At 63.9% G+C, this 11,882-nt stretch carries 13 protein-coding genes; 2 read left to right on the top strand and 11 right to left on the bottom strand.

Features of this window, described 5'->3' with window-relative positions; all coding sequences use genetic code 11:
• Window positions 1-240: 240 nt before the first annotated feature.
• Together flgK and flgL are read left to right on the top strand one after the other, a co-directional pair.
• Window positions 241-2,148 (top strand): flagellar hook-associated protein FlgK, encoded by a 1,908-nt coding sequence (flgK, locus tag WA904_RS18615; protein WP_425198614.1) that lies wholly within the window; start codon window positions 241-243, stop codon window positions 2,146-2,148.
• 28 nt (window positions 2,149-2,176) lie between these two features.
• A complete protein-coding gene (gene flgL / locus WA904_RS18610; RefSeq protein WP_425198613.1) occupies window positions 2,177-3,391 on the top strand; it encodes a flagellar hook-associated protein FlgL in 1,215 nt (404 codons plus the stop codon).
• A 69-nt stretch (window positions 3,392-3,460) separates the two neighbouring features.
• Here the strand turns inward: flgL and fliR are convergent, their stop codons facing one another.
• The 11 genes from fliR to WA904_RS18555 form a co-directional block, all read right to left on the bottom strand.
• Window positions 3,461-4,255, bottom strand: coding sequence for a flagellar biosynthetic protein FliR (gene fliR / locus WA904_RS18605; RefSeq protein WP_425198612.1), 795 nt, complete (start codon window positions 4,253-4,255; stop codon window positions 3,461-3,463).
• Window positions 4,255-4,524, bottom strand: coding sequence for a flagellar biosynthesis protein FliQ (gene fliQ, locus WA904_RS18600; RefSeq protein ID WP_425198611.1), 270 nt, complete (start codon window positions 4,522-4,524; stop codon window positions 4,255-4,257). The genes fliR and fliQ overlap by 1 nt, the downstream gene beginning before the upstream one ends.
• A 40-nt stretch (window positions 4,525-4,564) precedes the next feature.
• Window positions 4,565-5,353 carry a flagellar type III secretion system pore protein FliP gene (gene fliP, locus WA904_RS18595; protein WP_425198610.1) on the bottom strand — a complete coding sequence of 263 codons (789 nt, stop codon included), beginning with the start codon at window positions 5,351-5,353 and terminating at the stop codon, window positions 4,565-4,567.
• Window positions 5,353-5,832 (bottom strand): flagellar biosynthetic protein FliO, encoded by a 480-nt coding sequence (gene fliO, locus WA904_RS18590; RefSeq protein WP_425198609.1) that lies wholly within the window; start codon window positions 5,830-5,832, stop codon window positions 5,353-5,355. The genes fliP and fliO overlap by 1 nt, the downstream gene beginning before the upstream one ends.
• Window positions 5,829-6,266, bottom strand: coding sequence for a flagellar motor switch protein FliN (gene fliN, locus WA904_RS18585; protein ID WP_425198608.1), 438 nt, complete (start codon window positions 6,264-6,266; stop codon window positions 5,829-5,831). Before fliN ends, fliO begins: the two co-directional genes overlap by 4 nt.
• Complete coding sequence (fliM, locus tag WA904_RS18580) at window positions 6,259-7,263, bottom strand: flagellar motor switch protein FliM (RefSeq protein WP_425198607.1); 1,005 nt, start codon at window positions 7,261-7,263, stop codon at window positions 6,259-6,261. Before fliM ends, fliN begins: the two co-directional genes overlap by 8 nt.
• A gap of 21 nt (window positions 7,264-7,284) precedes the next feature.
• A complete protein-coding gene (fliL, locus tag WA904_RS18575; RefSeq protein ID WP_425198606.1) occupies window positions 7,285-7,713 on the bottom strand; it encodes a flagellar basal body-associated protein FliL in 429 nt (142 codons plus the stop codon).
• Between the two features lie 193 nt (window positions 7,714-7,906).
• On the bottom strand, window positions 7,907-9,256 hold the full coding sequence (locus WA904_RS18570) for a flagellar hook-length control protein FliK (protein ID WP_425198605.1): 1,350 nt from the start codon (window positions 9,254-9,256) through the stop codon (window positions 7,907-7,909).
• Between the two features lie 7 nt (window positions 9,257-9,263).
• Window positions 9,264-9,719: a flagellar export protein FliJ gene (fliJ, locus tag WA904_RS18565; RefSeq protein WP_425198604.1), complete on the bottom strand. Its 456-nt coding sequence runs from the start codon at window positions 9,717-9,719 to the stop codon at window positions 9,264-9,266.
• Window positions 9,720-9,748: 29 nt separating this feature from the next.
• Window positions 9,749-11,167 carry a flagellar protein export ATPase FliI gene (gene fliI, locus WA904_RS18560; protein ID WP_425198603.1) on the bottom strand — a complete coding sequence of 473 codons (1,419 nt, stop codon included), beginning with the start codon at window positions 11,165-11,167 and terminating at the stop codon, window positions 9,749-9,751.
• Window positions 11,164-11,796: a flagellar assembly protein FliH gene (locus WA904_RS18555; RefSeq protein ID WP_425198602.1), complete on the bottom strand. Its 633-nt coding sequence runs from the start codon at window positions 11,794-11,796 to the stop codon at window positions 11,164-11,166. The genes fliI and WA904_RS18555 overlap by 4 nt, the downstream gene beginning before the upstream one ends.
• Window positions 11,797-11,882 lie beyond the last annotated feature (86 nt).

Below are 11,882 nucleotides of genomic sequence, written 5' to 3'. Positions count from 1 at the left end.
AGCCAAACGTGCGATAGCGGCGCCGCGCAGGCCGGCACCGGCAGCGTCACAGCCCCGGCAGCTGGTTGCAGCGGGTGCGGCGGGTGGTGAGTGGGAAGAATTTTGAGGCGGTGGCAAGACGCCGGCGCCATCGGATGGTGCTCAAGTCCTCAAGTTTTTTCTGAGGCTGCCGTTAAGCATGAAGGGGTCGTCACAAAGAACGCCCTGTGCAGGTTGTTGCCCTAGAGGAACCAGGTTTTTATGTCAAACAACATGTTTTATACCGGGCTGAGCGGCCTGAATGCCGCGCAGGCGGCCCTGGTGACCACCGGGCACAACACGGCCAATGTCAACACGCCCGGGTACAGCCGCCAGTCGGCGCAGGTGGCCTCCGCCGGCGGATCCTACAGTGCCGGCGTCGGTTTCTTCGGCAATGGCGCGAAGGTGGTGGATATCTCCCGCAGTTACGACCAGTACCTGTCGTCGCAGCTCAACCAGGCCCAGTCATCGAACCAGGCCCTGAGCACCTATTACACACAGATCAGCCAGATTGACAACCTGCTTGCCAACCAGAAAGCCGGGCTGGCACCGCAGCTCCAGACCCTGTTTACCCACGTGCAGGCGCTCGCGAACACGCCGGCAGATCCGTCGGCCCGGCAGCAATTGATCAGCTCCGGCCAGGCACTGGCCAACCAGTTCAGGACCATGGACAGCTACCTGTCCAGCCTGAATGCCAGTGTCAACGACCAGGTGGCCGGGCATGTCGAGCAGATCAACGCCTATGCCGAGCAGATCGCCAGCCTCAACAAACAGGTGGCCATGCTCAGCAACGGCACGGGAGGCCAGGCGCCCAATGACCTGCTGGACCAGCGCGACCAGCTGGTCAACGAGTTGGGCAAGCTGGTGGGCACCAAGCTCGTCGTGCAGGATGGCCAGTACAACGTTTTTATCGGCAATGGGCAGACGCTGGTGCTGGGCGACAGGGCGACACGGCTAGCCGCGGTCAGTTCTGCAATCGATCCTGGCCGCACCACGCTGGCCATGGTCAATGCCGCCGGCAATGCCGTGGAACTGCAGGAAGATGTGATGTCTGGCGGCTCGCTGGGCGGGTTGCTGCAATTTCGCAATGAAACGCTGGCGACGACCCAGAACTCGCTGGGGCGCATGGCCATCGCCCTGTCGGATGCCTTCAATGCCCAGCAGAGCCTGGGCGTCGACCTCAATGGTGCACTGGGCGAGGACTTTTTCTCGCAGGCTGTTCCCGGCGTGATGTCGAACGCCAGAAACACCGGCAGCCTGAACCTGACGGCGTCGTTTTCCGACATTGGCCAACTGACCACCAGCGATTACCGGCTGGACGTCAAGGCCGACCTGTCGTTCTCGGTGACCCGGCTGTCGGACAACAAGGTCTTCAGTGCGGCGGATCTTGCGGCGTCCGTGCCCCCCAATACCTTCGACGGCGTCACGCTCGCGTTTGCAGGGGCTGCTGGCGCCGGCGACTCCTTCCTGATCCAGCCCACCCGCACCGGTGCGCGAGACCTTGCCGTGACTCTGACCGACCCCGCCAAGGTGGCTGCAGCTTCACCCATCATCACGGGCAACACAGCGGGCAACCAGGGCAGCGGGGCCATCAGCGCAGGTTCGGTGGATGCGGCGTATCCGGCAACGCCCCTGGGTGCCACGGTGACCCTGACCTACAACAGCGCCACCAATGAACTCTCGGGTTTCCCGGACGGCAGCACGGTGATCTACACCGCCGGCGCATCCATGAGCTTCGATGGCATCACGGTGAGCATCAGCGGTGCGCCTTCGAATGGCGACACTTTCACCATCGGGAAGAACACGGGCGGTGTCTCCGACGGCAGCAACGCCTTGCTGCTCGGTGCGTTGCAGAACAGAAAGACCATGGGCAACGGGACAGCAACCTTCAACGACGCTTACGGACAACTGGTCAGCGCGGTGGGCAACAAGGCCCGGCAGGTCCAGATTGCCCATACCGCCCAGACCAGCCTGACCACGCAGATCCGCGCCGTCCAGCAATCGGTGTCGGGTGTCAACCAGGACGAGGAAACCGCCAATCTGCTGATGTTCCAGCAGATGTATCAGGCCAATGCCAAAGTGATCCAGACCGCATCCACCATGTTCGACGCCGTGCTCGGCATCCGCTGACAGTCACCACTTAATCCCGGAGTTCATGATGCGCATCAGCACCCAGACCTTTTACGAACAAAGCCAAGCCGCCATGGGCTCGCAGCAAAGCAGCCTGCTGCGTGTGCAGCAACAGCTTGGAGCCATGAGCAAGATCCTGACGCCATCGGACGATCCGCTGGGGGCCACCCGCGCGTTGGCCGTGTCCCAGTCGATCGCTGTGGGCGCCCAGTACGCGGCCACGCGAAGCCAGGCCACGCAGACACTGTCCATGGAAGAAAACGCCCTGCAAAGCGTGACCACGGTGCTGCAGAACATCAAGACCTCGCTGGTGCAGGCAGGCAATGGCACCATGACCGATGCTGATCGTGCTTCCATCGCCACCACCCTGCAAAGCAATCTGGACCAGTTGCAGGGCCTGGCCAATACCGATGACGGCAACGGCCAGTTCCTGTTTGCCGGGTTCAAGAGCGGCAGTGCGCCGTTCATACGGCAGGCCGACGGCAGCATCCAGTATGCCGGCGACCAGGGAAAACGCCTCATGCAGGTCGATGTTTCGCGCCAGATGGCCGGAACGGACGACGGCCGCAGCATTTTCCAGACGGTCCAGGGCGGCGCTGGCTACATCACCGCCTCGCCTGCCGGCAATGCCGGCAGCGGGGTGTTCAGCGCGACCTCGGTGGTCGACGTGACCGACCCGAACTACGGAAAAGATTTCGTGATCAGTTTCCCCACCCCGACGACCTACCAGGTGGACACGAACACAACGCCGCCCGTCACCCTGGCGGCCGCTGCCTACACCTCGGGCAGCGCCATCAGTTTTGGCGGCCTGCAAATCACCATCACCGGTACGCCGGCAGCCGGCGACACCTTCAGTGTTGCCACGGCGAAGAATGCGGGAACAGATGTTTTTGCGGCGATTGGCGATGTGATCAAGGCGCTCAATACCAAGATCGACGCTGCGGGGCCGGAGGGCAAGGCCAAGGTCCTCAATGCCCTGAGCACGGCCAACCGGAAAATCACCAACGCGCACGACAATGTGCTGACCGTGCGTTCGTCGATCGGCTCCCGCCTCAATGAGCTGGATGCACTGAAAGTCACCGGCGACAGCCGGACGCTCACGGACAAAAGTTACCTGTCCGACCTGCAGGACCTGGATTACGCCACCGCGATTGCGGAGTTCTACCAGCGTCAGACGGCGCTGGAGGCGAGCCAGCAGACCTTTGTCCGCATCCAGCAGATTTCCCTGTTCAATTACCTGTAAGGCGGCCCAGGCAATAGACTGTCAGAAACGCTATTGATTTGATAGCTGGTTGCACAGATGGGCCAAGGGCTATGTCCGTAAACCGCTTAGAAACTCGAGGATGGCTGCAAAGCCGGCCGCAAAGCGCGGCTCCATGAAGGGGGCGATGTACTGCATCAGCATCTGCAGCATGCCCATGCCCGCCAGCAGCGTGATGGGAAAACCCACGGCAAAAATGCTGAACTGCGGTGAAACGCGGTTCAGGATGCCCATGGCCAGGTTGAGGGTCAGCAGGGCGGCGATGAGCGGCAAGGCCAGCATGAGCCCGCCCGAGATGACCTGGCCGCCGGCCGACACCAGCAGGAACCAGCCGCCTGCCGCCAGCGGTGCGTCGCTGATTGGCAAGGTGCGGAAACTCTCTGCCAGCGTCATGATCAGCACCAGGTGACCGTCAATGGCCAGGAAAATCAGGACGGCCATCACGTTCAGCAGGCGCGCCAGGACCATGGTGCTGCCGCCGCTGGTGGGGTCGAAAAAAGAGGCGAAAGACAGGCCCATCTGCAGGCCGGCGTATTCACCTGCGGCCTGGACAATTGCAAAGACCATACGCATCGAAAACCCGATGGCTGCGCCGATGAGGATTTGCTGCACCAGGATCCAGAAGCCGGCCGCGGAAACCAGGGGAATCGCCGGCAGGGGCCCGAGGGTGGGGGCGATGGCGATGGCCAGCAGGACGGCCAGGCCGACTTTGGCTGAGCGCGGCACGGCGCTTTCACTGAAAACAGGGGCCGTGCTGATGAGCGCCAGCATGCGGACAAACGGCCAGAGAAAAGCCACCATCCAGACGCCCAGCTGCTCCGAGGTGACGGAGAAGACCGGTGGCATCAGCCCACCAGTTGCGGAATCGAGGAGAACAGGGTGCGCATGTAGTCCAGCACCAGGCCGAGCATCCAGGGCCCGGCAATCACCAGGGTGGCGAACACGGCCAGCAGCTTGGGAATGAAAGACAGTGTCATTTCATTGATCTGCGTGGCCGCCTGGAACAGGCTGATGAGCAGGCCGGTGACCAGCGCCACCAGCAGCAGCGGCGCGCCCAGCAGCATGGAGAGTTTCATCGCTTCATACCCCATGGCCATGACTGACTCGGGTGTCATCTCTGCCGCTCCTTTCTGTTGTCTGGCTGCATGGCGGGGCTCACATGTAAAAACTCTGCGCGAGTGCGCCTATCAGCAACTGCCAGCCGTCCACCAGGACGAAAAGCATGAGCTTGAAAGGCAGCGAAATGGTCGCCGGCGGCACCATCATCATGCCCATGGACATCAGCACACTGGCTACCACCAGGTCGATGATCAGGAAGGGAATGAAGATGGTGAAGCCGATCTGGAAAGCGGTTTTCAGCTCGCTGATCACAAAGGCTGGCAGCAGGATGCGCAGGGGCACCTGTTCCGGCCCCTCCATTTTTTCAATGTTGGCGAGTCTTGCAAACAGCGCCAGGTCGGCCTCACGGGTCTGCTTGAGCATGAACTGCTTGAAGGGCTGAATGCCGCGTTCCATCGCCTGCTCGGCGCTGATTTTGTTTTCCGAAAACGGTTTGTAGGCTTCGCTGTGGACCTTGTCGAAAACCGGTGACATGACAAAGAACGTGAGGAAAAGGGACAGACCCACAAGGACCTGGTTGGGTGGCGAGGACTGGGTGCCGATGGCCGTGCGCAGCAGGCCGAGGACGATCAGGATGCGTGTGAAGCTGGTCATGGACAACAGCAGCGCCGGCAGGAAGGACAGCGAGGTCAGCAACACCAGCGTCTGAACGCTGAGCGACCAGGTCTGGCTGCCGCCCGGGCCGCGCGTGCTGACGATGCCCGGCAAGCCCTGGGCGAACGCCGTGGCCGGCCATGCCGCCACGGCCAGCAGGCACAGCGTGAAGAGCACAAGCGGCAGCGGGAAGGCCGTGCGGCGGCGCAGGGAGTGGACAGTCAGGCGCATCAGTCCCGCTTTTTCAGGTGATTGAATTTGCCGAGGGACTCCAGCAGTTTCTGGGAGAAGGCTGCAGCGGGTGTCAGGCCACCCACCGCTGATGCAGCCTGAACCTCCGGCAGGTGCTCCGCCGGCATGGAGTGCAGCGCACGAACCTGGCCGGCCGCAACGCCAAGCACCAGCCATGAGCCGCCGATTTCCACCACCACCACGCGTTCGCGCTGGCCGACCATGGTGCTCGACACCACCTTGAGCAGGCGTCCGCTGCCGGACTGGCGCAGGCCAAGCCGGCGGGCTGCCCAACCGCACAGGAAGATCAGCGCGAGCACGGTGGCCAGGCCAAAAGCCGCCTGCAGGAAACCGCCCATGCCGAAAGAGCGGACGGGTTCCGATGCGGCGGTGGGTACGGTGGGGAGCGCGGCGCCGGCCGCCAGACTGATACTGGCCAGCAGCGCGGCGGCCAGCCTTGGAACCTGCCGCCAGATCATCGGTTCAATTTCTGGATACGTTCGGAAGGCGTGATGATGTCCGTCAGGCGGATGCCGTATTTTTCGTTCACCACCACCACCTCGCCCTGCGCAATCAGGTAACCGTTGATGAAGACGTCCATGGGGCCGCCGGCCAGGCCGTCGAGTTCGACGACGGAGCCTTGCGACAGCTGCAGGAGGTTTTTTAGCGTGATGCGGGTTCGGCCCAGCTCGGCCGTCAGCTGCACCGGAACATCCAGGATCCTGTCGATGTCGCCCTGGGCAATACCTGCCCGGGCGTCACCCTGCAGCGGCTGGAAAACCCGCTCGCCGGCCTGTTCGGGTGCTGCTGCCGGAGGGGCTGCGGGGGCGGTGGCCTGCGCCTGTTCGGCCAGCGCGCTGCCCCAATCGTCAGCCATGTCTGCCGCCGGATCGTCCTTGCTTTCTTCACTCATGGTCGCGTTCCTTGCCTGAATCTCTGTCTTGGTGATTGATCATCTTCTGTACCCGCAGGGCATAGCGGTTGTTGGACGTGCCGTAGCCGCATTCCATGACGGGAACGCCGTTGACCTCGGCCACAATCGTCTCGGGAATCTCGACCGGCAGCACATCCCCGACCTGGAGCTTGAGCAACTGGCCGATGGTGGATTGAAAGCTCAGAAAACGGGCCCTGAGTTCCACGTCGGCGCTCTGGATCTGCTGCGACAGCTGCTTGACCCAGCGTTTGTCCACTTCAACTTCGCCCTGCAGCGGATTGGACAGCAGGTCCCGGATCGGCTCGATCATGGAATAGGGGATGCAGACGTTCAGGGCTCCGCCTATGGGTCCGAATTCGATCAGAAAGGTCGTGTTGATGACCACCTCGTTGGGGGACACGATATTGGCCAGCCGGGCATGCATCTCTGCGCGCACATATTCGAAATCGAGCGGGTAAACCGGCCGCCAGGCCTGGCCGTAGCTGTCCAGCGTGAGGTTCAGCAGCCGTTTGATGATGCGCTGCTCGGTCTGCGTGAAATCCCGGCCTTCGACGCGGACATGGTAGCGGCCATCGCTGCCGAAGAGGTTGTCCACGACCAGGAACACCAGCTTGGGGTCGAACACGAACAAGGCCGTGCCGCGCAGGGGTTTCATCTGCATCAGGTTGATGTTGGCCGGCACCGGCAGGTGGCGGATGAATTCGCCGTATTTCTGGATCTGTACCGCCCCGACCGAGATGTCTGCGCTGCGGCGCATGAAGGTCAGCAGCGAACTGCGCAGGTGTCGCGCAAACCGCTCGTTGATGACCTCCAGCGTATGCATGCGGCTGCGCACGACATGTTCATCCGTGCCGAGGTTGTAAACCGGCAGTCCCCCGGGTGCCGGCGGCGGTGCGGTGGCGACATCGGCGTCGCCGGTGACGCCCTGCAGCAGCGCATCTACCTCGTCCTGGGACAGTTGCTGTTCATAGGCCATGGGCGAATCTCATTGGGCAGGCTACTGCAGCATGAATGTGGTGAACATTGCGCTGGATATCGCGGCGGAAGGCAGGTTGGCTGCAAAGGGCCGGTTCAGGACGGTCAGGATTTCCGTGGCCAGCAGGTTTTTTTCTTCCGCCGTGACCAATGAGTCGGATGCCCGGTTGGACAGTGTTGTGAGAACCCGGCTGCGCACTTCGGGCATGTATTGCACCAGCTGGCTCTGGGACTTGATGTCGCTGACTTTCAGGGTCACGGCGACGTGCAGAAAACGGTTGCGCCCGTTGGGCTGCAGGTTGACCGTGAAGGGTTCGAGCGCAACAAAAATGGGGTCCTGCGGCGGTTTGACCGCGGCCTTTGCCGCGGCATCCGGGTTGCCGCGCAGATAGTAATAGGCGCCTCCCGCTGCGCCCGCCGTGACGACCAGCGCCAGCAGGATCAGGAGCACGAGGCGGAGCTTTCTGCTCGGGGCGGGAGGAGGAGGTGGCATCGGAACCGTTGTTGTAGCCATGGCTTTGCTGCGTAAGTGAGACGATTGATTGTTGGGCAGAAGGTCCGGAAAGCATCGCTTGATAAGCAGGTGGAAAACGCTTTACCTCCGGCATTTGCAGCTGGCGAGGCGCTCCGGCGGAAAGGCCGGCTCAGGCGTAGGTATCCACCGTGATGCCATGGCCCGATCGGCGCGGCTCGATGGCCGGTCGCTCCGCAATGGTGGGGGAGGTGCTGATATCGGCACGTGCATAGCTGCGCTGGCCGGATTGCTGTCCGCCTTGACCCTGGTTCACATCGGCTTGCGGGCGGCTTTCGGCGCCGACAGAGGTGTCACCCAGGCTGATCCCGCTGTCGGCCAGCGTGGCGCGCAATTGCGGCAAGGCGGCTTCCACCGCCGCACGGACCGACGAGTGAGCCGATACAAACATGGCCTGGACCTGATGGTCATTCATGCTCAGGGTGACCTTCAGGGGACCCAGGCCCGGCGGGTTGAGCTGGAGTTCTGCGACTTCATGACCGCCCTGGTCCATCCGGACCAGCTGCTGGCCGAGTGCCTTGCCCCACTCGCTGCTGCCTACTTCCTGCGGTAGGGAAGGCGTGATCACCCCCTGAGGGGGGCTGGAGCCTGCAAGGTTCGCGGACCCCTGCAGGGCGGGACCCATCGTGGGCGGTGCCGTGATCGCGCCTGTTTCGAGGCCGGAAGCCGGGGCGGACGTACCAGCAACTGTTGCCGGGGTCAGGGTCTCGGCGCTAGGCAGTGGTGCATCAGACGCCTGGCTGGCTGCGTTGGGTGCCGACCGGGTGACTCCGGTTTCGCTTTCGCTCCCGGTCGCTTCAACGGTTCCGGTGAGTGGACTGTCAGCAGCCTGCGGGGAGGGGCGACCGGAAAAGGCGGTGTCCTGTGCAGCTTCCGGGGCCGCGATTTTTGTGCCGGTTGGAGCAGCCGCCGTCAGGATGTCCACGGGGGCGGCATCGGGCCGGGTAGCCAGGGAAGTGCTCTGGCCGCGTTCCTTCGGATTCGCGGCGGCCAGCGCCAATACGGGTGTCGCCGATGCCTCCACGTCGGTGCCTGCATCGGCCAGTGCCACGGAACCGTCAGCGGGCAGGGGAACACCTGCCAGCGGCTGGGCCAGCGGATCTGCGGCGATTGGCGGGCGGGGATCGCCCCGCCTTGCCGCGACGGCGCCGCCGGGAAGCGCCAGCGGCGGTAGCCTGCCTTCGGGTGGGATAAAGCCCGCACCCAGGAGATTGACCAGTTCGGCCGACTCTTCTGCGTCGGTTTCCTCGTCGCCGTCCTGGCCTCGTGCCGGCGAGGAGTTGGCTGAAGTTTTTTCAGCGGATTTTGTGGCTGTCTCACCGGCTGGCCTGGCGGCACGCGCAAGGACTTCTCCAAAACTGCCCGGGCTGTTTTTCTCCGGGTCGTCGTTGCGTGCCGCGGCGCTGGCCGGTGGCTGGGCACCCGAAACTGGTGCGCTGAGGGATGGAAGGTTCAACGACATGGTTTTCCTAGTCCGCCAGGGTGGCGGAACGCAGATAGAACTGCCGGGCGGAACGTTCATCGCTGTCCCGCTGGTCCCGCTTGTTCATTGCCAGCAGGTCCTGCTGGCGAACGCGGTCGGCCAGGGTGTCGAAGGAACTGAGTCGGCGTTTGCTCAGTTGCCAGTCGGTTCGTCCGTGTGCCAGGCGGGTATCGGCCTGCAGTGCCAGCATGCGTTGCTGCTCGATGGCTTTGTCGAGCGTGCCGATGAAGTTCTGGAAATTGCGCAGGTGGGCGGAGGGTAGGCCGTCGCGCATTTGCAGGTTCATCTGGTCGATGTATTCCTGGCGGTACTGCAGCAGCATTTCCAGCTTTTCGGCGGCGCTGGTGTGGGCGTTCTGCAGCTGGCCGAGCCGCCGGGTGGCTTCGTCAGTTTTGCTTTGTGCCAGTTCAATCAGGGTTGCCAGCGGTAGCTTGTGGGGCATGTGTGTTCTCCGGTAGGTGGATGGGGTTGTCAGCTGGTCTGGAACAGGCCGTGCAATTGGCTCACGGACGCGTCGTAGTCGGTGCGTTCATGCATGGTTTGCTGCAGGAAGGCTTCGATCCGGGGGTAAAGCTCAATGGCCCGGTCCAGCTGCGCGTCATGGCCGGGGGCGTAGGCGCCGACGCTGATGAGGTCGCGATTGCGCTGGTAGCGTGACAGCATTTGTTTGGCACTTCGCACGGCTTCAAACTGGGCCGGCGCTATGAGTGCCGTCATTGCGCGGCTGATGGAGGCCTCGATGTCGATGGCCGGGTAGTGGCCGGATTCCGCCAGGCTGCGCGAAAGCACCACATGGCCGTCCAGGATGGCGCGTGCCGCATCGGCGATGGGGTCCTGCTGGTCGTCGCCTTCCGTCAGTACCGTGTAGAAGGCGGTGATGGACCCTCCCTGGCCGGCAGCGTCGCGGGCGCCATTGCCGGCGCGCTCCACCAGTGCCGGCAGTTTGGCAAAGACCGATGGCGGGTAGCCTTTGGTGGCGGGAGGTTCGCCCACCGCCAGCGCTATCTCGCGCTGGGCCATGGCATAGCGGGTCAGCGAGTCCATGATCAGCAGGACATTTTTCCCCTGGTCCCGGAAATGCTCTGCCAGGCAGGTGGCATAGGCGGCGCCCTGCAGCCGCAGGAGGGGCGAGGTGTCGGCAGGCGCCGCCACCAGAACTGCGCGGGCCATGCCTTCCTCGCCCAGCGTGTTCTCGATGAAGTCCTTGACCTCCCGGCCGCGTTCGCCGATCAGGCCGACCACGATCACGTCGGCGCTGGTATAGCGGGCCATCATCCCGAGCAGGACACTTTTGCCGACGCCGGATCCGGCAAAAAGCCCCATGCGCTGGCCGCGTCCTACCGTCAGCATGGCGTTGATGGCGCGTACGCCGACGTCGAGCACCTGGTCAATGGGGGCGCGCATCAAGGGATTGATCGGCTCGGCGGTCAGCGGTACTTCCCGGGAAAATGTGAGCGGGCCCAGGCCGTCCAGCGGCCGGCCCGCGGCATCGACCACGCGGCCCAGCATGCCGTCGCCCACCGGCAGCCGTTTGGTTCTGGCCCCGGTGCTGCCTTGCCCCGCGGGTGAGTCCAGCGCATAGACGCGCGCGCCGGGCAGCAAGCCGTCAACGGCGCTCAATGGCATCAGGAGGATGCGCTCGCCGGCGAAACCGACCACTTCTGCTTCGGCTGTTTTCTGGGGGTAGCCCGGGGGTAACTCGATCAGGCAGTCACTGCCCACCGGCAGGCGCAGCCCGACTGCTTCCAGCACCAGTCCCACAGCACGTGTCAGCCGGCCGTAGGTGCGGACCGGGTCGATTTTGGCGACAGCCGTGCGAGCCTCGTTCAGCGCTGTTTTCCAGGCCTGCAGATGCGGATTTTCCGCGGCAGCTTCGGGGAGTTCAGTCATGGGGCAGGTGTGTTTCGTGCCAGTGCTGCGGCCACCCGCTCCCAGCGCGTTTCAAGGCTTGCGTCGCGTTCGCCGCTGCTCGCCATGACGCGGCAGCCGCCACGCAGGATGCCGGCATCGGGGCGTATGCGCCAGCCGATGGCCAGCAATTCTTCTGCCAGGTGTTCACCGACCAGCTGGGCGTCGTCCGGATGCAGGAAGAGCTGGGGCGAACCGACCAGCGCCGGCTCGGCCTGGAGCAGTTCATGCACCACGGCCAGCATGGCTTGCGGATCCGTCGTCAGGGCCTGGCCCAGCACCTGGCGGGCCAGGTCCATCGCCAGTGCGAGCAGGTCGTCGGCCACACCACCCTCGGCGATACGCAGGGCGGGCGGCAGGGACAGGGTGAGCGCGCGCAATTGCCTGGCCTGTTCATGAACAGCCGCCATGGCGGCTGCATGTCCTTCGGCCTGTCCCTGCGCGTAACCCTGTTCGTAGCCGGCTTTTTCGCCGGCCATCTGGGCCTCCAGTCGAAGGCGGTCGAGATCGGCTTCATCGATTCGCGGGGCCGGCGGCGATTCCGGCACGGGGTCGGGGATGGCTTGCACCTGAAGCGGCGGGGCGGGCGGCTCGTGCGCAAAGGAAGTCATTTCCCAACGCTTCCAGGCGGCGATCCGGTCCCGGGGGTCCATGACCCGCTGCCCGGGGCGCGCCCCTGACGGGAGCCGGTCGGCAT

The sequence above is a fragment of the Polaromonas sp. genome (assembly GCF_049790275.1).
Classification (GTDB): Bacteria; Pseudomonadota; Gammaproteobacteria; order Burkholderiales; family Burkholderiaceae_C; genus Polaromonas.
The sequence above is the reverse complement of the archived record's forward strand: the minus strand, read 5'-3'. Positions and strand labels throughout refer to the sequence as shown.

Bases quoted from the DNA above. Each gene is read 5' to 3' on its own strand.
- fliR (WP_425198612.1), bottom strand. From the start codon at position 4,255: ATGCCACCGGTCTTCTCCGTCACCTCGGAGCAGCTGGGCGTCTGGATG.
- fliM (WP_425198607.1), bottom strand. From the start codon at position 7,263: ATGGCCTATGAACAGCAACTGTCCCAGGACGAGGTAGATGCGCTGCTG.
- fliO (WP_425198609.1), bottom strand. From the start codon at position 5,832: ATGATCTGGCGGCAGGTTCCAAGGCTGGCCGCCGCGCTGCTGGCCAGT.
- fliP (WP_425198610.1), bottom strand. From the start codon at position 5,353: ATGCGCCTGACTGTCCACTCCCTGCGCCGCCGCACGGCCTTCCCGCTG.
- WA904_RS18570 (WP_425198605.1), bottom strand. From the start codon at position 9,256: ATGTCGTTGAACCTTCCATCCCTCAGCGCACCAGTTTCGGGTGCCCAG.
- flgK (WP_425198614.1), top strand. From the start codon at position 241: ATGTCAAACAACATGTTTTATACCGGGCTGAGCGGCCTGAATGCCGCG.
- flgL (WP_425198613.1), top strand. From the start codon at position 2,177: ATGCGCATCAGCACCCAGACCTTTTACGAACAAAGCCAAGCCGCCATG.
- fliN (WP_425198608.1), bottom strand. From the start codon at position 6,266: ATGAGTGAAGAAAGCAAGGACGATCCGGCGGCAGACATGGCTGACGAT.
- fliJ (WP_425198604.1), bottom strand. From the start codon at position 9,719: ATGCCCCACAAGCTACCGCTGGCAACCCTGATTGAACTGGCACAAAGC.
- fliQ (WP_425198611.1), bottom strand. From the start codon at position 4,524: ATGACACCCGAGTCAGTCATGGCCATGGGGTATGAAGCGATGAAACTC.
- WA904_RS18555 (WP_425198602.1), bottom strand. From the start codon at position 11,796: ATGACTTCCTTTGCGCACGAGCCGCCCGCCCCGCCGCTTCAGGTGCAA.
- fliI (WP_425198603.1), bottom strand. From the start codon at position 11,167: ATGACTGAACTCCCCGAAGCTGCCGCGGAAAATCCGCATCTGCAGGCC.